We start from the raw sequence: 19,792 nt of genomic DNA, 5'->3' as shown, positions 1-19,792 counted from the left end.
CTGATTTATTGATTACCGCCCGTCACCTGCTGGTTAATCTCCACCGCAAGCTGCTGCTGACCGTCATAGGGGGTGACCGCGCTCTGACCGAACCAGTCACCCGGCTGCGGGTTGGCGCTGCCGTTGCGCGATATGCGCACCCGCACCTGCACCTGATGCTGCGCCGACAGCAGCCGCTGCGGCATCATGGCGTTGCTGTCATCCAGCGTGAGCGATAAAGGAAAATGGCTTAACGGCATCTTTTTTACCGCGACGGGAACCGGCGTGCTCCCGTCAGAGACGGAAATATACAACACTCCGCCCGCCGGTAACATTTTTTCTGCCCCGGCGGCCAGGCTGACCGTTAACGCCAGGTGACTGTTCTGCTTGCCGGATTCCGTCTTTGCCTGCTCGATACTGCGCTGAATCATCGCCACGCGCGCATCGTCAGGCGGTAATAACTGTAACATTTTTTGCCAGACTTCGATGGCCTGCGCATAGCGCTGACGCTCAAAAGCATTAAATGCCAACAAGCCCAGAATGCGCAGGTTACTGCCGTCCGCGGCCGCCATCTCATCCAGCAGCGCGGTGGCCTGCTGGTTATCCTGCGGGTCGGAAGAGCGGGTCAGCACTTCAGCATAGCTCAGCTTTGCCTCGGCATCCTGCGGTGACAGCTGCAACGCATGCCGGAACGCCTGGCCGGCGGTAGCGGCGTTGTTCAGCACCATCCCTAACCGGCCCAGCATCATCCAGTCGTTGACGTTCTGCGGATCCTGCTGCAGCTCGCTGCGGATGCCCAATGCCAGCCGCGCCAGCTGCTCCATACTGAGCGGCTTCGCGTTCGGGTCCATCACCTGGGCGCGCAGCGCCGGCAGTTCGTTTTTCACCTGCTGCCAGGCCAGCACCTGCGGCAGCCCGCCGGTCTGCAGGTACAGCCCGAGGCTGGCCAGCACCAGCACCAGCGCCCCCGGCAGCAGCCACAGGCGGCTGACCTGCCGCGCCTGAGGCGGCTGCTGGCCCGGCACGTCCAGCAGCAGGGTTTGCTGCAGCTCACGTACCATCTCCGGCCGCTCCGCCACCACGCCCTGTGCCTCATCTTCCTCCAGCTCCTGCAGGCGGCGCTGGTAGAAGGCGGTATTCACCGTATCACGATCGTCGGTGACGCCAGGCGGGCGCCGGCTGCCGGCGATCAGCAGCAGGGCCACCGCCGCGATCAGCAGCAGCAGTATCGTCAACATCAGGGCGCTCATGGTTGTTTCCTGTCTTTCTGCAGCAGCGCATTGAGGCGCTGCTGCTGCTGTGGATCCAGTTCGGCGGGCTGCACGCGTCTGCGGCTGCGCAGAATAATCACCAGCGCGCCGATCGCCACAAACAGCGCCGGGCCAACCCACAGGATCAGCGTTGAGGGGGTGACCGGCGGCTGATAGGAGACAAAGTTGCCGTAGCGGGCCACCATCCACGCCTTGATCTGTTCCGGCGTCTGCCCCTGGCGCAGCAGCTCATACACCTTCAGCCGCATATCCGCCGCGATCATCGCATTGGAGTCGGCAATGCTGTTGTTCTGGCATTTCGGGCAGCGCAGCGATTCAGTAATGTGGCGGTACTGCTGCTCCTGATTTACCGAATCAAATTTATAGGTATCAATATTGTCCGCCAGCGCACAGAGGCTGCTGACCATCAGCGCCAGCAGTAGCAGGTAACGTTTCACGATCCGGCCCCCTGGCTGTATTTCTGCCACAGCGGCTTCACCTGCTCATTCCACACGCGTTCGTTGAGATCGCCGGCGTGACGGTAGCGAATAATGCCGTTGCCGTCGATCAGGAAGGTCTCCGGCGCGCCGTAGACGCCGAGATCCAGCCCGAGCATGCCGTCACCGTCGTACAGGCTCAGCGCGTAAGGGTTGCCCAGCGTATTCAGCCAGTTCACCGCCTTTTGCCGGTCATCCTTGTAGTTCATGCCCACCACCCGCACGCCCTCAGCGGCCAGCGTATTCAGGTACTGGTGCTCGGCGCGGCAGGTCGGGCACCAGGTGGCCCAGACGTTAAGCAGCAGCGGCTTGCCGTCATGCAGCACCGACTGGTCAAAGGTTTTTCCCGGCTGGTCCAGCGACTCCAGCGTAAATACCGGCACCGGTTTACCCACCAGCGCCGACTCCAGCCGGGTGGGATCGTCGCCGTTGGCGTTACGGGTCAGCTGCCACAGCAGCGCCGCCGCCAGCAGCAGGAACAGCACCAGCGGGATATAAAGAATTTTCTTGTTCATGCCAGCTCCTGCGGCGCTTTCTTACGCGCACGGTAGCGCGGGTCGAGCAGGCAGAAAATGCCGCCCAGGGCCATAAACAGGCCGCCGAACCAGATCCAGCGCACAAAAGGTTTGTAGTAGATGCGTACCGCCCACGACCGGTCGTCCAGCTGTTCACCGAGCGCCGCGTAGAGGTCGCGGGTGATACCGCCGTCGATCGCCGCTTCGGTCATCATGGTACGCGCCACGCTGTAGTAGCGTTTCTCCGCCCGCAGCGTGGCCTCCGGCTTGCCGTTGCGGGTGACGTCAATAATGCCGACCCCGCCCGAGTAGTTCGGCCCCTGCAGGTTATGCACGTCGCGGAAGGTGAAGTGGTAGCTGTGGATGTCCACCGTATCGCCGGCCTTCATCCGCACGTCGCGCTCGACGCTGTAGTTCTGGCTGAAGGCGATGCCGATCACCGTCACCGCCACGCCGAGGTGGCCGAGCACCATCCCCCAGTGGCTGCGCGACAGATGGCGCAGGCCGCGCAGCAGGCTGTGACGGTGGGTGGCACGCTCGTGCAGCTCCATCAGCGTCAGGATAATCACCCAGACCGCCATCAGCAGCCCGACCACGGTCATCGCTTCGATACGGTCCTGCATCAGCCACGGCAGCAGCACCGACAGCAGCAGCGTTGCCAGCATGGCGATCGCCAGCCGCTTCCACAGCTTCTGCGGCTCATCGCGCCGCCAGCGCACCAGCGGGCCGATGCCGAGCATCAGCGCCAGCGGTGCCATCAGCCAGCTGAACAGCAGGTTAAAGAAGGGTTCACCAATCGAGATGCTGCCCAGCCCCAGCTGCTTATGCACCAGCGGCAGCAGCGTGCCGAGCAGCACCACCAGCATCGCGGCGATCAGCAGCACGTTGTTGCCCAGCAGGAACGACTCGCGCGACCACACCTCGCTCTGCACGCGGCTGCGTACCTTGCCGCCCTTAATGGCGTACAGCAGCAGCGAACCGCCGATGACGATAATCAGGAAGGCGAGGATAAACATGCCGCGCGCCGGATCGGAGGCGAACGAATGCACCGACACCAGCACCCCGGAACGCACCAGGAAGGTGCCGAGCAGGCTGAGCGAGAAGGCGGTGATCGCCAGCAGCACCGTCCACGCCTTAAAGGTGCCGCGTTTTTCGGTCACCGCCAGCGAGTGGATCAGCGCGGTGCCGGCCAGCCACGGCATAAAGGAGGCGTTTTCTACCGGGTCCCAGAACCACCAGCCGCCCCAGCCCAGTTCATAGTAGGCCCAGGCGGAGCCAAGCACGATGCCGATGGTCAGGAACACCCACGCGGCGGTGGTCCACGGCCGCGACCAGCGCGCCCAGGCGGTATCCAGCCGGCCGGCCATCAGCGAGGCGATGGCAAAGGCGAAGGCCACCGAGAAGCCAACGTAGCCCATATAGAGCAGCGGCGGATGGAAAATCAGCCCGATATCCTGCAGCATCGGGTTCAGATCGCTGCCGTCAATCGGCAGGTCCGGCAGCGTGCGGGTAAACGGGTTGGAGGTCAGGGTGATAAACAGCAGGAAGCAGAAGTTAATCATCCCCATCACCGCCAGCACGCGGGCGATAGCGTCGGCCGGCATGCTGCGGCTGAACAGCGCCACCGCCAGCGTCCAGGTGCTGAGCAGCAGCACCCACAGCAGCAGCGAGCCTTCGTGTGCGCCCCAGGTGGCGGCCACGCGGTACCACACCGGCAGCAGCGTATTGGAGTTATTGGCCACGTAGGCGACGCTGAAATCGTTGACCACAAAGGCGTGCACGAGGATCAGAAATGCCCCGGCGATGCAGGCAAACAGGCCGTAGCTGAGCGGACGCGCCAGCCCCATCAGCCGCTGGTCAAGGCGCGACGCCCCCCACAGCGGATAGACGCTGAGCAGCAGTGACAGCCCCAGCCCGAGGCACAACAGGAAACTGCCGATTTCCGGGATCATGGCTGCCCCTCCGCCGGCGCGGCGGCCGGATGGTTGTTCTTCATCGCGTCGCTGATCTCCGGCGGCGTGTACTTCTCATCGTGCTTCGCCAGCACCTCTTTAGCGACGATATGCGTGCGGTCCTGCAGCACGCCCTGCGCCACCACGCCCTGCCCTTCACGGAACAGGTCGGGCAGGATGCCCTCGTAGCTGACGCTGACCACGCCGCTGTTGTCATACAGCTGGAAGCTGACCTGCAGCGTTAACGGATCGCGGTGTACGCTGCCCGGCATCACCATGCCGCCGACGCGCAGGCGCTGGCCCGGCTGCGGCTTCTGCAGGTTTTCGCCCTTGCCGTTGATGATTTCACTCGGGGTGTAGAACAGGTCGATATTCGAACGCAGTGCGTACATCACCAGCGCCGTTGCCAGCCCCAGCCCGACGATCACCAGCAGCACCAGCAGCAGGCGGTTTTTACGGCGCGGATTCACGGTGCTTCTCCTGCCGCAGCGGCGGCTTTTTTGGCTTTGGCGGCGCGGATGCGCTGCTCGCGTAACTGGCGCTGGCGGATCTCATCCAGCAGGCTGCGGCGCTGCAGCAGGGTATGCAGCAGCAGCCCGGCCAGCGGGATCAGCGTGCAGGCCACCGCCAGCCAGACGTAAAAGGCGTAGCCGCCCATGGCGAAGAACTGCGCCCATGAAGAAAAAGCCGGCGTCATGCTTTGCGCCCTCCGTGGTTAACCAGCGCCAGCACCCACGGGCGATGGCGTTCGGCGGAGAGCAGCAGGTTGCGCAGGCGCATCAGGGTCAGAGAGACGAACAGCAGCAGGTAGCCGAGGATCGACCAGCGCAGCGGAATGCGCATGCTTGGATCTATCGCCTGCTGCAGCACGCCGGAGGAGCCCTGGTGCAGGGTGTTCCACCACTGCACCGAGTAGTGGATGATCGGCAGATTCACCACGCCAACCAGGATCAGAATGCTGGCCGCGCGCCCCGCCGTGCGGCGGTCGTCAAAGGCGTGATACAGCGCGATGGTGCCCATATAGAGGAACAGCAGCACCAGCTCCGAGGTCAGGCGCGCGTCCCAGATCCACCAGGTGCCCCACATCGGTTTGCCCCAGGCCGAGCCGGTTACCAGCGCGATAAAAGTGTAGACCGCGCCCACCGGAGCCATCGCCGCGGCGGCGAGGTCGGCGGTTTTCCACTGCCACACCAGCCCGGTGAAGGCGGCGATGGCCATTGAGGCATAGATGCCCATTGACCACATCGCCGCCGGCACGTGAAGGTAAATGATACGGTAGCTGTTGCCCTGCTGATAATCGGCGGGAGCAAAGCCGAAGCCCCACGCCCAGCCGAGCAGCAGCGCGGCAACGCCGGGCAGGGCAAACCACGGGATAAAACGCCCGCATAACCGGTACAGCCGCTCAGGCTGGCCCAGCTGATGGATCCATTTCCACATTGTCTTCTTGCTCACAGTAAAAATAATCGTTCTGAATCAGGTGCGCCGTTAAGGGTGACAGTCGGTTTTATTATTTTCTTAACGTTTACTGCACGCTTACCCGCAGCGCGGCTGCGGTAGCAAAAGGTGCCAGCGCCGCGCTGCCCGTCAGCAGCGCGCCGAGGATCGCCAGGTAGCCGTCGATCGGCAGCCCCTGGCCGGCGGCATCGATCGCCGCCGTGGCAAAAATCAGCACCGGTACCGCCAGCGGCAGTACCAGTAAACTCAGTAACACTCCGCCGCGCCGCAGGCCGACCGTCAGCCCGACGCCGATCGCCCCGAGAAAACTCAGCGTCGGCGTGCCCAGCAGCAGGGTCAGCGCCACCGCCCGCCAGCTGGCCATATCCAGCGACAGCAGCAGCGCCACCAGCGGCGACAGGATCAGCAGCGGCAGCCCGGTCACCATCCAGTGCGCCGCTACTTTTCCCAGCACGGTCAGCGGCAGCGGCGCGGGCAGCAGCAGCAACTGCTCCAGCGATCCGTCGATAAAGTCATCGCGGAACAGCCGCTCCAGCGCCAGCAGCGAGGCCAGCAGCGCCGCCACCCAGACGATGCCCGGCGCGATGCGCGCCAGCAGCTGCGGCTCCGGCCCCACGCCGAGTGGAAACAGCGTAATCACGATCAGGAAGAACCACAGCGGATTGGCAATCTCGCCGCCGCTGCGCAGGGCGATGCGCAGCTCGCGCTTTAACACCCGGATAAACATCAGGCGGCCTCCGGCGCGGTGAGGCAGATGCGGCCGATCGGGTGCATCGCCTCCGGCAGATCCTGGTGGGTGGTGAGGATCACCGCCCCGCCCTGCCGCGCATGGCGCACAAACAGCGCCGTCAGCGCCGCCACGCCGGCTTTATCGATCGCCGTCAACGGCTCATCGAGGATCCACACCCGCGCCTGGCTCAGCCACAGCCGCGCCAGCGCCACCCGCCGCTGCTGGCCGGCGGAAAGCTGGCCTGCCGGCACCGTTTCATAACCGGCGAGGTCCACCTGTTCCAGCGCCTGCCACAGCGCGTCCTGGCTGCGGTCAGGGTGGTAAAAACGCAGATTCTCAAACGGGGTCAGCACCGCCTTCACCCCCGGCTGGTGACCAAGGTAGAGCAGCTGCTGATGCCAGCTCTCCCGCTGCTGCAGAATACTTTTCTGCTGCCACAGCACCTCGCCCTGCTCCGCGCGGCTCAGCCCGGTCAGCAGGCGCAGCAGCGAGGTCTTACCGGCACCGTTCGCCCCTTCCACCTGCACGATATCCCCCGCCGCCACGGTAAAACTGAGATCGCAAAAAAGCACCCGCTCGTCGCGTACAAGGGTCAGGTTTCTGGCTTCAAGCATGAGGGAAGCATCGCGTGATGTTAAATTTGATGGCGGATAGTACCACAAAGATCGCGCCTTCCGAAGGCAGGGCAGGCCTGCAGCCCCCTGCCAGCCGGGCATTAAGGTCTTTTTCTGCTCAAAATCGCGCCGTTTTTAAAGCTTTGTTACCCTTTTAAACGACTGATGTTACGTGTTGATGTCCGTCCCGCCCTCCCTGACGCGCCGGTATTTTCTTCTTTTTTGCACCCGAGTGCAAGAAAAGCCGGGCTATGCTTAATCTTTCACACTCAGATTGCCGGGGAAATGATGGAAAACGCTCAAAATGATAAAAACGAGACCAACGAAGTGGACAGCGAAGAGAGCGAACGCGGGGAGGAGATTGAGGTAGACGAAGAGGCCCTGCCCTCGCGGGCGGCGGCGGTGCATGAACAGATCCGCCAGGAGGGCGAAAAGGAGCTGGAGCGTGACGCGATGGCGCTGCTGTTTTCCGCCATTGCCGCCGGATTGTCGATGGGCGCATCGCTGATGGCCAAGGGGATTTTCCAGGCCAACCTGGAGGGGGTGCCCGGCGCGTTTCTGCTGGAGAACCTCGGCTATACCTTCGGCTTTGTGATCGTGATTATGGCGCGCCAGCAGCTGTTCACCGAGAACACCGTCACCGCGGTGCTGCCGGTGATGCACAAGCTGAACGGCGGCAACCTGCTGCTGCTGCTGCGCCTGTGGGGGCTGGTGCTGGCCGGCAACCTGCTCGGCACCGGGCTGGCGGCGCTGGCCTTCAACCATCTGCCGGTATTTGACGACGCGGTGCGCGAGGCCTTTGTCAGCATCAGCATGAAAATCATGCATAACTCGCCGTGGGAGATGTTCGCCAACGCAATGATCTCCGGCTGGATCATCGCCACCATGGTGTGGATGTTCCCCTCCGCCGGGGCCGCGAAGATCTGGGTGATTATTATGATGACCTGGCTGGTGGCGCTCGGCGACCTGACGCATATCGTGGTCGGATCGGTGGAGATCCTCTACCTGGTGTTTAACGGTGACATCAGCTGGCAGCAGTTTATCTGGCCGTTCGCCCTGCCGACGCTGGCCGGCAATATCATCGGCGGCACCTTTATCTTTGCGCTGATCAGCCACGCGCAGATCCGCAACGATATGAGCAATAAGGCCAAAGCCAAGGCGCAGGCCGAGGCGAAGAAGAAGAAACAGCAGGAGCAGGGACAGGAGGATAAGTCGCCACAGGGACTGGAGTGAAGGGGGTCAGCCGCCCTGCATGAGATGTAAACCTCAGCATGACTCCAGCCGTGCTGGTGGATGAGTCGCCAGGCGTCGCACCGATGGCGACTCATCTCCCTGAACCGATATTGTTTTTGCCAGGTGAGTTTCGTAGAGTCGACCACAGGTGATAGCCTTTTTACAGGTAGCGGTTGCGGGTTAAGCGTGCCGTACAGATTATCTGTTAACCAGGGAACGTTGGACGTGAAGTCATTAAGAGGGAGCCTGATGACGACTGTATTGTATAAACCCGATGAATTTGCTGCCTGCGACTCAGCATGGTCCGTTAACGGTCATCCGGTCTCCCCCCGTTAACCCCTTTTTCAGCCCCCCTGCTCCTCGGGCCGGGCAACGCTCTCTGCCAGCCAGCCCGCGAAGTCGCGCATTGCGGCGGTCTCAACGCGGGACTGCAGGCGGGTCAGCCAGTAGCCGCCGAGGCTGACGGTGGTGGCAAAAGGCTGCACGATCCGCTCGCCGCGCAGCAGATGTTCAAACATCGACGGCGGGGCGAGCGCGATCCCCAGCCCGGCCTGTGCCGCTTCCAGCATATTTACCGACGAATCAAACATCATCACCTGCTGGGTGGGCAGCGGTGCGGGTTCCCCCACCGCCGCCAGCCACGTGGCCCACTCGTCGCGGCGATAGGACCGCAGCAGCACGCAGCGCTGCAGATCGGCAGGCTCACGCAGCCCGGCCGCCAGCGCCGGCGTGCACAGCGGGGCCAGCGGCGCGTCACAAATCAGCTGCGCCTCAGTGCCGTGCCAGGCACCGCTGCCATAACGGATGGCATAGTCCAGCCCCTCGGCAACGCTGTCCACGCGGTTGTTATGGGTGGAGAACTGCACGTCGATATGCGGATAACGCTGGCTAAACGCCGCCAGCCGCGGCAGCAGCCAGCCGGTGGCAAAGGTGCCCACCACGCCAATCTTGATTTTTTCCCGCAACTGCCCGCGTGAAAAACGATCGAGGCTCTCGGCGATACGGTCGAAGGCGTCGTTCAGCACCGGCAGCAGGCTTTCGCCCTCCGGGGTCAGCACCAGCCCGCGCGAATTGCGGATAAACAGCTGACGCTGCAGCAGCTGCTCCAGCGACTTAACCTGCTGGCTAATCGCCGCGTGGGTGACGTGCAGTTCGATAGCCGCCTTAGTAAAACTTAACTGCCTGGCCGATGCTTCAAACGCACGCAGCGCATTAAGGGGAAGATAACTGCGGGTCACGGCGTTTCCTGTTAGATTTTCTATTATCAGCCGTTATTTATCATCGATTGCCCTCGCCGGTCAATCTCTGCACAATCCACCACAGGAACCCGCACCCCGCCGGGCCAGATCACCCTCCATGGAAGATGACACAATGCTAAAGAAAACCTTAACCACCCTGCTGTTCACCGCTTTTGCCAGCGCACCACTGATAGCACAGGCGCAGACGCCGCTCAGCCAGCAGCAGGTGGCAAAAATCGTTAACGACACCCTTAGCCCGCTGATGGCGGAACAGCAGATCCCCGGCATGTCGGTGGCGGTGCTGGTCAACGGCACGCCGCACTACTTCAACTACGGCGTGGCGAATATCAAAAGCGGCCAGCCGGTAACCGCCGGTACCCTGTTTGAACTGGGTTCGGTGAGTAAAACCTTTACCGGCGTGGCCGGCGGCGTGGCGGTGCAGCGTGGTGAAATCCGCCTCGATGACCCGGCAGCGGACTACGCGCCACAGCTGAGCGGCCACTGGCGCGGCATTACCCTGCTGCAGCTGGCCACCTACACCGCCGGCGGCCTGCCGCTGCAGGTACCGGATGCGGTGACCGACCAGGCTGCACTGTGGCACTACTACCAGCAGTGGCAGCCGCAGTGGCCGGCGGGCAGCATGCGCAACTACTCCAACGCCAGCATTGGCCTGTTTGGCCAGCTGGCGGTGCAGCGCAGCGGGCTGTCGTTTGAAACCTATATGAATAAATACCTGTTTACGCCATTAAAGCTTAACGACACCTTTATTACGGTGCCCAAAGCAAAGGAGGCTGACTACGCATGGGGCTACCGCGACGGCAAACCGGTGCGCGTAACGCCCGGCATGCTCGATCAACAGGCCTACGGCGTAAAATCGACCGCACGGGATATGGCGCGCTGGATGCAGGCCAATATGGATCCGCAAAGCCTGCCCGCAGGCGACGCCACGCTGAAGAAAGCCATCGCCAGCGCGCAGACCCGCTACTACCGGTTCGGCGATATGTACCAGGGGCTGGGCTGGGAGACGCTGGACTGGCCGGTTGATGCAAAACGGCTGGTTGCCGACAGCGCCAACGGCGTCGCGCTGCAGCCGAAGAAGGCCCAGGCGCTGGTCCCCGCGCAACCGCGGGTGGCCGCCTCGCTGGTCAATAAAACCGGCAGCACCAACGGCTTCGGCAGCTATATCGCCTTTGTGCCGCAGCAGAAGATCGGCATCGTGATGCTGGCCAATAAGAACTTTGCGCTGCCGGTGCGGGTTGAGGCGGCACTGAAAATTCTGCAGGCGCTGGACCGGGAGCAGAGTACGGCGAAGGAGCAGCAGCAGAGCGCGGCGAAGCAGTAAACGGAGGCTCCTGGTGCGGTTTCGCACCGGGAGATTTCGATAGTGCAGGGCTGACTAAGGCCGACTGCTGGTAAAATGCGCAGTCAGCCGGGTAAGTGGTTAATCTTTGTCGAGTATTGCGCTATACTGCCCGCCGCTGTCTCCTTAGTTAAATGGATATAACGAGCCCCTCCTAAGGGCTAGTTGCAGGTTCGATTCCTGCAGGGGACACCATTTGCACTAATCCCAACGCCCTCAAGTCTACAAATCCCACTAGAATCAATCAATAAAGCTAAATCTCGTCCTCCCAACGTCTTCGATCGTCTATTGAAATCTACACACGTGGGGGTACATTAAAGGGGGAAAGCCAGAGGGTATGGTGAACCACTGGACAATCAGTTGCTAAACTGGAGCCGTGCTGACGTTGCTCAGACCCTTCAGGCCAATTAACGTCATCAGCAGAGATGAACACATCGGCCTGTCAGTGGCAGAACCCTGCATTACTACGTAAAATCTGATAACAGCTTCGTAAAATAAGGGTTTTTCCCATGTCTAAATACGCGCAGGCAGCAGTTGATACTGTAAGAAGAAATCAAAAAAAACAGTCACCGGATATGAGGCAGGAGTGGGAGATAACGATGGTTGAATATTTCCCGACTCAAAAATCTTCCCGAAAAAAGTCATGTCCTAAAAATGCGTTCTTAGGGCTATGTGAAGAGGGGTTGATAGCAGATATTCCGCAAGGGGATTACGGCGTCAACCCAGAAAGTTTAAACAAGTGTTATGCAGTCAAAGCAGCACTGCTGGTGTTCGAAGGCGTTATTGATAAGAAAATGCTTTGGAAAACCGTCTCTGGTGATGCCAAAACTCATAATTCCCAGATTGATATTGTGCTGGAATTGAACAAAGCAGGGTTGCTCAAAAAAAAGGTGTCCGGCCAAATTTAATTATGACCAGGGCAGTATATTTAAGGACGTTAGATATCGTTGCTGGTTGCTACCCTGCCGCTACCAAACGCTTTAGTGCTTACTCCATGCCTTGCCCGCTTTGGTCTGACAGTCAGCCTGATTAAGCCGCTCAGCTATAATGCGGCGATTGTCACATCCTTCCCGTAAAGCGTAAGCATGATGAGAAGTGTTCAATGCTGCCGAAAAAGAATGATTCTTTTCCCTCAACTCCATCACGATGCCGCATTAAACAGCACAGACAAAACGCCTTCTTACGCCGTATATCACATTGACATGTGCCCACAACGGTTCATGCTGTTTTTAGCTCAAAATTCACCCAGGGATGATCACCATGAAAAAAGCCACAGTGTTCAAAAACAACCGCAGTCAGGTGGCACGCCAGACCAAAGCGGTTGCCCTGCCTGAAGATATGAAGCCGGTCGATATCGTGGCAACTGGCCGTACGCGTATCATTACACCAGCGGGAGAAAGCTGGAACACCTGGTTTGACAGCAACGCTGTCACCGCTGATTTCATAAGCGCCAGGGAACAACCAGATGACCAGGTCAGACAGACTGGTCCCACCCCCACAGACGATGCTATCCGCGACTAACCCGAACCTTTAGATCTCTCCGCCCCACCCGGCAACCTCACCCTGAACCGATTCTCCCCCTGCTGATGCTCCACCTGAATTTCCCCGCCGTGCAGCTGCACAATCGCGCGGGTAATCGCCAGCCCCAGCCCGCTGCCGGGGGTGTGGCGGGCGTTGTCGGCGCGCCAGAAGCGGGTGAAGAGTTTATCGGCGTCCGCGATCGGGTCGCCGCGGTTGGTCACGCTGAGGGTAACGCCGTTATCGTCGCGGTCGCTGTCGATCCGCACCGTTTCCCCTTCAGGCGAGTGGCGGATGGCGTTGGTCAGCAGGTTGGTCAGCGCCCGCTGCAGCAGCAGTTCGTCGGCCAGCACCTCGCCGCTGGCGGTGACCTCCAGGCGGATCTCGCGCTCTTCCGCCAGCGGCGTCAGAAACGCCACCACCCGGCGGGTGAAGCGCGGCAGGTCGACCGGCATCAGGCTGAGGGCGATATTGCGGTGATCGGCGCGCGACAGAAACAGGATATTTTCAATCAGCCGGGTCATCTGCTCCAGCTCTTCTATATTGCTCTCCAGCAGCCCTTCATACTCTTCCGGCGATCGCGGACGTTGCAGCATCACCTGATTCTGCGCCAGCAGTACGTTAACCGGCGTGCGCAGTTCGTGGGCGAGGTCGTCGGCAAACTGCGTCAGCCGGGTGAAGTCCTCCGCCAGCCGCTGGCGCATCTGGTTCAGCGCGCTTCCCAGCGGCAGCAGTTCGGCAGGCAGACCCTGCAGCGGCAGCGGCGCGGCCAGCCCGCGGCTGTCGGTCTGCGCGGTTTGCTGGCTGAGCTGCGCGATGGCGCGCAGGCTGCGGCGGATCGCCAGCGGGCCGACCGCCGCAGCCAGCAGCACCGCCGCCAGGCAGAACAGCAGGCTGTGCTGGCGATACTGCCGCAGCACCTGCTGACGCTCTTCGGCGATACGCGCCACGGTGATGACCAGCGGGCCGGCGGCGTCGCGGCCGGTCAGCGCCAGCGCCGCGGCGTCGGTGCCTTTGCCGGTGTGCCACTGGTGTAACCGCGCAACGGTGGGCGGTGTTGTGGCAGGCAGCGCCTCCATCGCGGGCAGCCGCAGGCCGCTGTGGTTAATGTCGACGATCGCTCCCGCCTCCCCGCGCGTAATGCGCAGGATGTCCTGCCGCGTGTTCATCATGCGGTTAAAGTAGAGCGGCAGGGTGCGCGCTTCCGCGCCGTCGAGCAGCAGCTGGCGCAGCTGGGCGGCGCGGTTGACCAGCGTCTGGTTATCGCGCCAGACCAGTTCGGCGGCCAGCGAACGGTAGAGCGAAACGCTGACCAGCCCGCAGGTCAGCGCCACCAGCAGGGTAAAGGCCACGGTTAGTCGAACGGTCAGCGAGGAGCGCAGCATATCAGCCCTCCCCCACGCTAAGCCGGTAGCCCATGCCGCGCACCGTCTCGATCAGTTTGACCTCACAGGGGTCGTCAATTTTGCGGCGCAGGCGGCGGATCGCCACGTCGACCACGTTGGTTTCACTGTCAAAGTTGATGCCCCACACTTCGCTGGCGATCAGCGTGCGCGGCAGGATCTCACCGGCGCGGCTGGCGAGAAACCACAGCAGCGCAAACTCCTGCGGCGTCAGGTTTATCGCGGTGCCCGCGCGGCTGGCGCTGTGGCGCAGCGCATCAATCTGCAGGTCGGCTACGGTCAGCTGGCTGGCCACCTGGCTGTGCCGCCGCAGCTGCGCGCGCACCCGCGCCAGCAGTTCGGCAAACGAGAAGGGTTTGATCAGGTAGTCGTCGGCCCCCAGCTCCAGCCCCTTTACCCGGTCGGCCACCGAGTCGCGGGCGGTCAGGCACAGCACCGGGGTGGATTTGGCGGTGCGCAGGGTGCGAAGCACCTGCCAGCCGTCCATGCCCGGCAGCATAATGTCCAGCACGATCAGCGCGTACTCCTGCTCCAGCGCCAGCTGCAGCCCGTCGCGGCCGTCGGCCACCGCGTCCACCTGGATGCCCGCTTCGCGCAGGCCTTTGACCAGCCACGCCTGGGTACCGGCGTTATCTTCGATCAGCAATATTTTCATGAGGGAATTCTGGCAGAGTTCCCGGCGTGCGGCACCGGCTTTTTGCTCAGATGACAGGATTGTCATCAGGCTGTCAGCATGGGCGGCGGCCGGGCATGCGAGGATAACGGTCACTTACTCAGGAGAACTACGATGAAATACACACTGTTAAGCGCGACCTCCGCGCTGCTGCTGGCCGCCGCCTCCCCGCTGCAGGCCGCCACCCCGGCCGCTAACCTGTTGAGCGTCCACGTGCTGAACGAACAGACCGGCAAGCCGGCGGCGGGCGTTACGGTTACGCTGGAGCAGAAACAGGGCAGCGGCTGGAAATCCCTCGCCCGCGACGTCACCGATGAACAGGGCCGCATCAAGGCCCTGATGCCCGACGCGGTGAAGCAGACCGGTACCTATCGCGTGGTGTTCGCCACCGGAGAGTATTTCCACGCCCACCAGCAGGAGAGCTTCTTCCCGGAGATCCCGGTGGTGTTCACCATCTCCAGCACCCAGGAGCACTACCACGTGCCGCTGCTGCTCAGCCAGTACGGCTATTCCACCTATCGCGGCAGCTAAGTCCCGGTATGCGTGACCGCTTCCCCCGGCTGAACGGGGGAAGCCAGCCGCGCCAGGGGTAAACCCGGATACCGACGTTTGTGGAACCTGTTCAGAACCTGCCTTTTATCTCCACTACCGCGGTGGAAAATCTGCTTATCCACTCAATTTCCTGCCTCTGCTGCCGATAACCCTTGCCTGAGCATCCCACTCCGTTCACTTCACCGCAAAAGGATTTCCTATGACCCTCCGTTCCCGCTCTGAACTTAATTTCCGTTACGCCGCCGGCGCCCTGGCGACGGTTGAGATCAACCTGGACAGCCTGGAACGCGCTGGCTTCGGGCTGGAGGATATTCTTGCCCCGGCTCTGGCCCGGCTGGCGGCAGAGGATCCGGCGGCGTCCGCAACGGTTTACAGCCAGTCTCTGGTCAGCGTTAATTTCGGCCAGCCGTGCTGGTCGCTGTTTCTCGCCGTCTGCGGCAGCCCTGCGGCGCTGCGCGCGCTGGCCGCTGCGTTTCGCCCGTTGCCTGGGGTTGAGTCCCGTTTCAGCGATGAGATTGCGGTTAAGCGCGCTCAGGCCCGCTATCACCTGCAGGACGGTGCGCTGTGGCTGCCCGCCGATGAGTTCAGCTGGCAACGTTTCGCGCTGAACGGCTCAGAGGGAGAAGATGGCGATGCCGTTGAACCCGCAGCCTCATCTGACGCTGATGATTGTGCTTATGCCGACAGCGATGATGATAAAAGCCATCTGCAGGTGGGTGATGACGAAGACGAAGACGAAGACGAAGACGAAGACGAAGACGAAGACGAAGACGAAGACGAAGACGAAGACGAAGACGAAGACGAAGACGAGTCTGATCCGGACGACAACGACACGTCAACAGATACCGCACGCCGCAACGGCCGTAAGGTTCGCCGCCAAATCGCCCGCGCCGATGCCAGCGTAGGTACCATCCGGCAAACCATCGAGGAGCTGTTTGGCCTGCCTGCCGGATCGGTCGCGCTACGCGGTCCCGATGGTCGCCCGCTGCGCGCCGATGCCAGTATCAGGACGTTACGTAACCGCTGGTGGGGTGCTTAACGGCAAGCCTGAAAATCGCCCGGCACAGGCCGGGCGTTGTCGGCGCACCGGCTCAGTAAATCCGGTCGGCCTTCGCCTCGTCCAGCCAGGTCTTGAACTCCTCCAGCAGCAGGTCGTAAAGCCTTTCGTCCGGCAGGCTGGCAACGTCGTCGATGGCGAAGAAGTGGGTGTTATCTATACGCCGGTCTGTGAAGCGATCGAGCTCCTCAAGTATGCCGTAGTTGCTGCCGCCAAGGCCGACAAACTTCCAGAAAATTGGATAGTTGGCCGAGCGGCGGATCGCCTCTTTGATCGCCCGCGTTTTGCTGATGCCGCCGTCGGTAATAAACACCACGTAGACCGGCAGCTCGCTGTGGCGGAAAGTGTCGATCAGCTCCTCCATCACCGGCGGTTCGTTGTTGGTGCCGCCCAGCCCCGGCAGGATCTCCCACGCGGATTTACGCCCCTGCCCCTGAATCGCGGCAATATAGCCGTCGAGGTTATCCAGCGTAACGTCGGCGTATTTGGCATGTTTCTGGCCAAAACCCCACAGGTCCATCGCGCCGTCATCGTCAAACTGCACGGCCAGCACCGCGATCCGGTCCAGCACCGCCTGCACGTTGCCCTTTTTGAACTGGCCGGTCATCGAGCCGGAGGCATCCAGCACAAAGGCGACCCGCGCTTTCACCTGTTGCAGCCGGTGTTTGGTCAGGCTGACCGTGGCATTTTTTGCCAGGCTGACCAGCCGCGGCGCTTTGTCCTGCAGCTTTTTCTCCAGGCTGACGGTGGCGGCAGGTGCGGCAGTCGGGGCAACCCGCGGCGGCGAGGCAGTTGCCGGGCTGGCTGCAGCTACCGGGACGGGAGCGGCGGCAGTCGGGGAAGGAACGAGCGCCGGAGCAGCTGCAGGCGTCGCCACATCAACGCCGTAGTTCAGCGCCAGCGGCTCCAGCCCACCGTTGAAGCCCTGGCCCAGCGCCCGCAGCTTCCAGCCGCCGTGATGGCGGTAGATCTCGGCCATAATCAGCGCTTTTTCGCGGCGATCTTGGGTCTCCGGGCTGAAACGCGCGACCTGCTCCGCGGTTACGCTCAGGCGGCTCAGGCCCGCCAGGCTGTCCGCACCGTCAATCACCAGCGTGATGGCAATCTTACTGATATCCGCCGGGATCAACGCCAGCTCCAGCGTCACTATCGCCCCCTGCGCGGCGCTCTGTAACACAACCGAACGGCTGGCAGTGGCGGGCTGATTGAAGAAAATGAAGTCGTCATCGCCGCGGACCTTACCGGCCGCGTTGAGCAGGAACACACAGGTATCGAGTTCACTGCGAAACGCGGCGCCTGCCTCATACTCCAGCCGTAGCGTCAGCGTCGGGCTGCTTAACGGAATATTCTGACCAGCCTGCAAATCCATCGGCCATCTCCTCAAAAAAAAACTAAAAAAAACCCCGGACCGGCCGGGGTTTGCTGCTGCGGGGGTGATTAGATGTTAACACCGTGCTGGGAAGCCAGCGCGGAGAGGCCACCGGCGAAGCCCTGGCCGACCGCTTTAAACTTCCACTCTGCGCCGTGACGGTACAGCTCACCGAACACCATCGCGGTTTCGGTTGAGGCATCTTCAGACAGGTCGAAACGGGCGATTTCGCCGCCGTTGTCGTTGTTGAAAATGCGCATGTAGCTGTTGCTGACCATACCGAAGTTCTGCTTACGCGCTTCCGCATCGTAAATGGTGACCGCGAACACCAGCTTTTTCACCTCTGCCGGCACCTGAGACAGGGTAATTTTAACCTGCTCATCGTCGCCGTCGCCTTCACCGGTGCGGTTGTCGCCCTGGTGCTCAACGGAGCCACAGGCGCTGGTTTTGTTGTTGAAGAAGATAAAGCTGCTGTCGCTCAGCACTTTACCGTCGTCGCCGACCATAAATACGGAGGCATCAAGGTCAAATGCCTGACCGTCGGTGACGCGTGAATCCCATCCCAGACCCGCCATGGCAACGTTCATGGTTGGTGCTTCTTTAGTCAGGGATACGTTACCGCCTTTTACCAGAGAAACTGCCATTTTAAAGCTCCTGCATATGAGTGGTGGAGACGGGCGACGCGTGGCCGCCCGCGATGAGCATTAGATTAGGATGCGTTGATGCCGTACTGCGCGCAGACGGACGCCAGACCACCGGCATACCCCTGGCCGACCGCACGGAATTTCCACTCCGCGCCGTGACGATAGAGTTCACCGAACAGCATCGCGGTTTCGGTAGAGGCATCTTCGGTCAGGTCGTAGCGCGCCACTTCGCTCTTATCGTCATCGTTAACCAGACGGATAAAGGCGCCGGAGACCTGGCCAAAGCTCTGACGACGGGTCTGCGCGTCGTGGATGGTGACCACGAAGACCACTTTGTCGACGTCGGCCGGGATCAGGTCCAGCTTAATTTTCAGCGATTCATCATCACCGTCGCCCTCACCGGTACGGTTGTCGCCGGTATGCGAAACGGAACCGTCTTTTGAGGTCAGGTTGTTGTAAAAGATAAAGTCAGTGTCACCGCGCACTTTTCCGCTGGCCGTCAGCAGGAAGGCAGACGCATCCAGGTCAAAGTCCTGACCATCGGTGGAACGTGCATCCCAGCCGAGGCCAACGAGCACGTTCTTCATGGTTGGTGCCGCTTTGCTCAGCGAAACGTTACCGCCTTTAGAAAGAGAAACGCCCATTGTTATTACCTCTTAGTTATCTTTACTCAGATTAGTCGATGGCTACCGCGATCAGTTTCCTGCCTTTTCCTCGGGCTTGCCGGGGAACATCACGCTGATGATGATACCCGCTGCCAGCACGCCAAGGACGACAAACAGGCTTGCCGTGGCCGAAATACTGTAACCGTGGTGCCAGATGTGATCGGTTGCGTTGAGGCCCAGCTTCACCGCGATAAAGAACAGCAGCACGATAACCGCTTTCTCCAGGTGAACCAGATACTGCTTCAGGGCTTCCAGTACAAAGTACAGCGTACGCAGGCCGAGGATAGCAAACATCATGGCGCTGTACACAATCAACGGCTCGCGGCTGACGGCGATAATCGCCGGTACGGAGTCGAAGGCGAACATCACGTCCGAGAGTTCAACCACCGCCACACACAGGAACAGCGGGGTGGCATAGAACGCCGCTTTGCCGCCGCGGCCGATGGTCACGTCTTTGTTCTCCGGCTTTTTCAGCTCCGCATCCACTTCATGCTGCTTGAGCAGGAACGCGTTGCCGCGCAGCTTCGGCCAGATCGGGAAGAACCGTTTCACCATGCGGTACGCCAGGTGCTGAGAGTAATCTTCGATCTCGTCGCTGTCATCGCCGCTTTTCAGCATCATCACCGCGGTCCACGCCACGATCAGCGCGAAGACGATTTCAACGTACGGGCCAAGGCTCAGTAAGCCGGTACCGATGGCAACGAAAATGCCCCTGAAGACGATCGCGCCGATGATGCCCCAGTAGAGCACGCGGTGACGGTAGCGGTCCGGTACGGCAAACCACGAGAAGATCGCCATCATCACGAACAGGTTGTCGACCGAGAGGACTTTCTCCAACGCATAGCCGGTAACAAACAGGCTGGCGACTTCAGCACCGTGGTGGATGTAGAGGAAGCCGGCGAAACCCATGGCGACCGCTACCCAGAACAGCGACCACAGCGCCGCGCTTTTCAGCGAGATGGGCTTATCGCCCCGGTGCATAAACAGGTCAATTAAAATAGCGCCGACGGAGAGGGCGATAAACACAATCACCGTTTCAGTCGGGAAGCCGATATGCGTGGAAACCATAGAAAATCCTTAGAGAAAAA

The 19,792-nt window shown here is 61.3% G+C and carries 22 protein-coding genes and 1 tRNA gene; 7 read left to right on the top strand and 16 right to left on the bottom strand.

The genetic code is table 11. The features are described from left to right. Positions 1-5: 5 nt before the first annotated feature. The 9 genes from ccmI to ccmA all read right to left on the bottom strand — a co-directional run bounded on the left by ccmI (position 6) and on the right by ccmA (position 6,992). Positions 6-1,229 carry a c-type cytochrome biogenesis protein CcmI gene (gene ccmI / locus GKQ23_RS07940; RefSeq protein WP_056239326.1) on the bottom strand — a complete coding sequence of 408 codons (1,224 nt, stop codon included), beginning with the start codon at positions 1,227-1,229 and terminating at the stop codon, positions 6-8. After that, on the bottom strand, positions 1,226-1,687 hold the full coding sequence (locus GKQ23_RS07935) for a cytochrome c-type biogenesis protein (RefSeq protein WP_056239324.1): 462 nt from the start codon (positions 1,685-1,687) through the stop codon (positions 1,226-1,228). The genes ccmI and GKQ23_RS07935 overlap by 4 nt, the downstream gene beginning before the upstream one ends. Further along, positions 1,684-2,241, bottom strand: coding sequence for a DsbE family thiol:disulfide interchange protein (locus tag GKQ23_RS07930; protein WP_056239323.1), 558 nt, complete (start codon positions 2,239-2,241; stop codon positions 1,684-1,686). The genes GKQ23_RS07935 and GKQ23_RS07930 overlap by 4 nt, the downstream gene beginning before the upstream one ends. Next, positions 2,238-4,193 (bottom strand): heme lyase CcmF/NrfE family subunit, encoded by a 1,956-nt coding sequence (locus tag GKQ23_RS07925; RefSeq protein WP_056239320.1) that lies wholly within the window; start codon positions 4,191-4,193, stop codon positions 2,238-2,240. The genes GKQ23_RS07930 and GKQ23_RS07925 overlap by 4 nt, the downstream gene beginning before the upstream one ends. Then, positions 4,190-4,663 (bottom strand): cytochrome c maturation protein CcmE, encoded by a 474-nt coding sequence (gene ccmE, locus GKQ23_RS07920; protein ID WP_212410225.1) that lies wholly within the window; start codon positions 4,661-4,663, stop codon positions 4,190-4,192. Before ccmE ends, GKQ23_RS07925 begins: the two co-directional genes overlap by 4 nt. Further along, positions 4,660-4,890, bottom strand: a complete 231-nt coding sequence (gene ccmD, locus GKQ23_RS07915; RefSeq protein WP_056239314.1) for a heme exporter protein CcmD — start codon at positions 4,888-4,890, stop codon at positions 4,660-4,662. The genes ccmE and ccmD overlap by 4 nt, the downstream gene beginning before the upstream one ends. Then, positions 4,887-5,630 (bottom strand): heme ABC transporter permease, encoded by a 744-nt coding sequence (locus tag GKQ23_RS07910; protein ID WP_056239311.1) that lies wholly within the window; start codon positions 5,628-5,630, stop codon positions 4,887-4,889. The genes ccmD and GKQ23_RS07910 overlap by 4 nt, the downstream gene beginning before the upstream one ends. Positions 5,631-5,715: 85 nt before the next feature. Further along, positions 5,716-6,375 (bottom strand): heme exporter protein CcmB, encoded by a 660-nt coding sequence (ccmB, locus tag GKQ23_RS07905; protein ID WP_212410224.1) that lies wholly within the window; start codon positions 6,373-6,375, stop codon positions 5,716-5,718. Next, positions 6,375-6,992: a cytochrome c biogenesis heme-transporting ATPase CcmA gene (ccmA, locus tag GKQ23_RS07900; RefSeq protein WP_212410223.1), complete on the bottom strand. Its 618-nt coding sequence runs from the start codon at positions 6,990-6,992 to the stop codon at positions 6,375-6,377. Before ccmA ends, ccmB begins: the two co-directional genes overlap by 1 nt. Before the next feature lie 288 nt (positions 6,993-7,280). Here ccmA and GKQ23_RS07895 point away from each other — a divergent pair, with 288 nt between their 5' ends. Then, complete coding sequence (locus tag GKQ23_RS07895) at positions 7,281-8,225, top strand: formate/nitrite transporter family protein (protein WP_212411663.1); 945 nt, start codon at positions 7,281-7,283, stop codon at positions 8,223-8,225. Between the two features lie 344 nt (positions 8,226-8,569). On the opposite strand, the gene ampR is transcribed toward GKQ23_RS07895, so the two are convergent. After that, positions 8,570-9,463, bottom strand: a complete 894-nt coding sequence (gene ampR, locus GKQ23_RS07890; RefSeq protein ID WP_212410222.1) for a LysR family transcriptional regulator AmpR — start codon at positions 9,461-9,463, stop codon at positions 8,570-8,572. Between the two features lie 133 nt (positions 9,464-9,596). Here ampR and ampC point away from each other — a divergent pair, with 133 nt between their 5' ends. The 4 genes from ampC (at position 9,597) to vapB (ending at position 12,344) form a co-directional block, all read left to right on the top strand. Continuing rightward, complete coding sequence (gene ampC, locus GKQ23_RS07885; RefSeq protein WP_212410221.1) at positions 9,597-10,805, top strand: class C beta-lactamase; 1,209 nt, start codon at positions 9,597-9,599, stop codon at positions 10,803-10,805. A 138-nt stretch (positions 10,806-10,943) separates the two neighbouring features. After that, positions 10,944-11,018 (top strand) — tRNA-Arg (locus GKQ23_RS07880). Between the two features lie 314 nt (positions 11,019-11,332). Further along, positions 11,333-11,731: a hypothetical protein gene (locus tag GKQ23_RS07875; RefSeq protein ID WP_212410220.1), complete on the top strand. Its 399-nt coding sequence runs from the start codon at positions 11,333-11,335 to the stop codon at positions 11,729-11,731. Positions 11,732-12,083: 352 nt separating this feature from the next. Continuing rightward, complete coding sequence (gene vapB, locus GKQ23_RS07870; protein WP_212410219.1) at positions 12,084-12,344, top strand: type II toxin-antitoxin system VapB family antitoxin; 261 nt, start codon at positions 12,084-12,086, stop codon at positions 12,342-12,344. Here the strand turns inward: vapB and GKQ23_RS07865 are convergent. Further along, a complete protein-coding gene (locus GKQ23_RS07865) occupies positions 12,341-13,726 on the bottom strand; it encodes a heavy metal sensor histidine kinase (RefSeq protein ID WP_212410218.1) in 1,386 nt (461 codons plus the stop codon). The genes vapB and GKQ23_RS07865 overlap by 4 nt on opposite strands. A 1-nt stretch (position 13,727) precedes the next feature. Next, a complete protein-coding gene (hprR, locus tag GKQ23_RS07860) occupies positions 13,728-14,399 on the bottom strand; it encodes a response regulator transcription factor HprR (RefSeq protein ID WP_212410217.1) in 672 nt (223 codons plus the stop codon). A 132-nt stretch (positions 14,400-14,531) separates the two neighbouring features. On the opposite strand from hprR, the gene uraH reads away from it, so the two are divergent. Together uraH and GKQ23_RS07850 are read left to right on the top strand one after the other, a co-directional pair. Next, a complete protein-coding gene (gene uraH / locus GKQ23_RS07855; RefSeq protein ID WP_212410216.1) occupies positions 14,532-14,948 on the top strand; it encodes a hydroxyisourate hydrolase in 417 nt (138 codons plus the stop codon). Positions 14,949-15,168: 220 nt separating this feature from the next. Further along, on the top strand, positions 15,169-16,008 hold the full coding sequence (locus GKQ23_RS07850) for a hypothetical protein (protein ID WP_212410215.1): 840 nt from the start codon (positions 15,169-15,171) through the stop codon (positions 16,006-16,008). A 52-nt stretch (positions 16,009-16,060) separates the two neighbouring features. Here GKQ23_RS07850 and GKQ23_RS07845 read toward each other — a convergent pair whose 3' ends face one another. The 4 genes from GKQ23_RS07845 to GKQ23_RS07830 all read right to left on the bottom strand — a co-directional run bounded on the left by GKQ23_RS07845 (position 16,061) and on the right by GKQ23_RS07830 (position 19,772). Continuing rightward, positions 16,061-17,395 carry a VWA domain-containing protein gene (locus tag GKQ23_RS07845; RefSeq protein ID WP_212410214.1) on the bottom strand — a complete coding sequence of 445 codons (1,335 nt, stop codon included), beginning with the start codon at positions 17,393-17,395 and terminating at the stop codon, positions 16,061-16,063. 68 nt (positions 17,396-17,463) lie between these two features. Beyond that, positions 17,464-18,039 (bottom strand): TerD family protein, encoded by a 576-nt coding sequence (locus GKQ23_RS07840; protein ID WP_056239266.1) that lies wholly within the window; start codon positions 18,037-18,039, stop codon positions 17,464-17,466. Between the two features lie 65 nt (positions 18,040-18,104). Continuing rightward, complete coding sequence (locus tag GKQ23_RS07835; RefSeq protein ID WP_101505222.1) at positions 18,105-18,683, bottom strand: TerD family protein; 579 nt, start codon at positions 18,681-18,683, stop codon at positions 18,105-18,107. A gap of 51 nt (positions 18,684-18,734) precedes the next feature. After that, positions 18,735-19,772 (bottom strand): TerC/Alx family metal homeostasis membrane protein, encoded by a 1,038-nt coding sequence (locus GKQ23_RS07830; protein WP_212410213.1) that lies wholly within the window; start codon positions 19,770-19,772, stop codon positions 18,735-18,737. Positions 19,773-19,792: the final 20 nt, after the last annotated feature.

This window comes from Erwinia sp. E602 (assembly GCF_018141005.1).
Lineage (GTDB): Bacteria > Pseudomonadota > Gammaproteobacteria > Enterobacterales > Enterobacteriaceae > Erwinia.
This window is presented reverse-complemented; position numbering and strand designations above follow the sequence as displayed.

What these genes read in the sequence shown, in the direction of transcription:
- GKQ23_RS07865 (WP_212410218.1), bottom strand. Translation starts at nt 13,726, where the DNA reads ATGCTGCGCTCCTCGCTGACCGTTCGACTAACCGTGGCCTTTACCCTG.
- GKQ23_RS07845 (WP_212410214.1), bottom strand. Translation starts at nt 17,395, where the DNA reads ATGGATTTGCAGGCTGGTCAGAATATTCCGTTAAGCAGCCCGACGCTG.
- GKQ23_RS07925 (WP_056239320.1), bottom strand. Translation starts at nt 4,193, where the DNA reads ATGATCCCGGAAATCGGCAGTTTCCTGTTGTGCCTCGGGCTGGGGCTG.
- GKQ23_RS07930 (WP_056239323.1), bottom strand. Translation starts at nt 2,241, where the DNA reads ATGAACAAGAAAATTCTTTATATCCCGCTGGTGCTGTTCCTGCTGCTG.
- GKQ23_RS07910 (WP_056239311.1), bottom strand. Translation starts at nt 5,630, where the DNA reads ATGTGGAAATGGATCCATCAGCTGGGCCAGCCTGAGCGGCTGTACCGG.
- ccmD (WP_056239314.1), bottom strand. Translation starts at nt 4,890, where the DNA reads ATGACGCCGGCTTTTTCTTCATGGGCGCAGTTCTTCGCCATGGGCGGC.
- GKQ23_RS07830 (WP_212410213.1), bottom strand. Translation starts at nt 19,772, where the DNA reads ATGGTTTCCACGCATATCGGCTTCCCGACTGAAACGGTGATTGTGTTT.
- ccmI (WP_056239326.1), bottom strand. Translation starts at nt 1,229, where the DNA reads ATGAGCGCCCTGATGTTGACGATACTGCTGCTGCTGATCGCGGCGGTG.
- GKQ23_RS07850 (WP_212410215.1), top strand. Translation starts at nt 15,169, where the DNA reads ATGACCCTCCGTTCCCGCTCTGAACTTAATTTCCGTTACGCCGCCGGC.
- ccmA (WP_212410223.1), bottom strand. Translation starts at nt 6,992, where the DNA reads ATGCTTGAAGCCAGAAACCTGACCCTTGTACGCGACGAGCGGGTGCTT.
- GKQ23_RS07835 (WP_101505222.1), bottom strand. Translation starts at nt 18,683, where the DNA reads ATGGGCGTTTCTCTTTCTAAAGGCGGTAACGTTTCGCTGAGCAAAGCG.
- vapB (WP_212410219.1), top strand. Translation starts at nt 12,084, where the DNA reads ATGAAAAAAGCCACAGTGTTCAAAAACAACCGCAGTCAGGTGGCACGC.
- ampC (WP_212410221.1), top strand. Translation starts at nt 9,597, where the DNA reads ATGCTAAAGAAAACCTTAACCACCCTGCTGTTCACCGCTTTTGCCAGC.
- GKQ23_RS07875 (WP_212410220.1), top strand. Translation starts at nt 11,333, where the DNA reads ATGTCTAAATACGCGCAGGCAGCAGTTGATACTGTAAGAAGAAATCAA.
- hprR (WP_212410217.1), bottom strand. Translation starts at nt 14,399, where the DNA reads ATGAAAATATTGCTGATCGAAGATAACGCCGGTACCCAGGCGTGGCTG.
- GKQ23_RS07840 (WP_056239266.1), bottom strand. Translation starts at nt 18,039, where the DNA reads ATGGCAGTTTCTCTGGTAAAAGGCGGTAACGTATCCCTGACTAAAGAA.
- uraH (WP_212410216.1), top strand. Translation starts at nt 14,532, where the DNA reads ATGAAATACACACTGTTAAGCGCGACCTCCGCGCTGCTGCTGGCCGCC.
- GKQ23_RS07895 (WP_212411663.1), top strand. Translation starts at nt 7,281, where the DNA reads ATGGAAAACGCTCAAAATGATAAAAACGAGACCAACGAAGTGGACAGC.
- ccmB (WP_212410224.1), bottom strand. Translation starts at nt 6,375, where the DNA reads ATGTTTATCCGGGTGTTAAAGCGCGAGCTGCGCATCGCCCTGCGCAGC.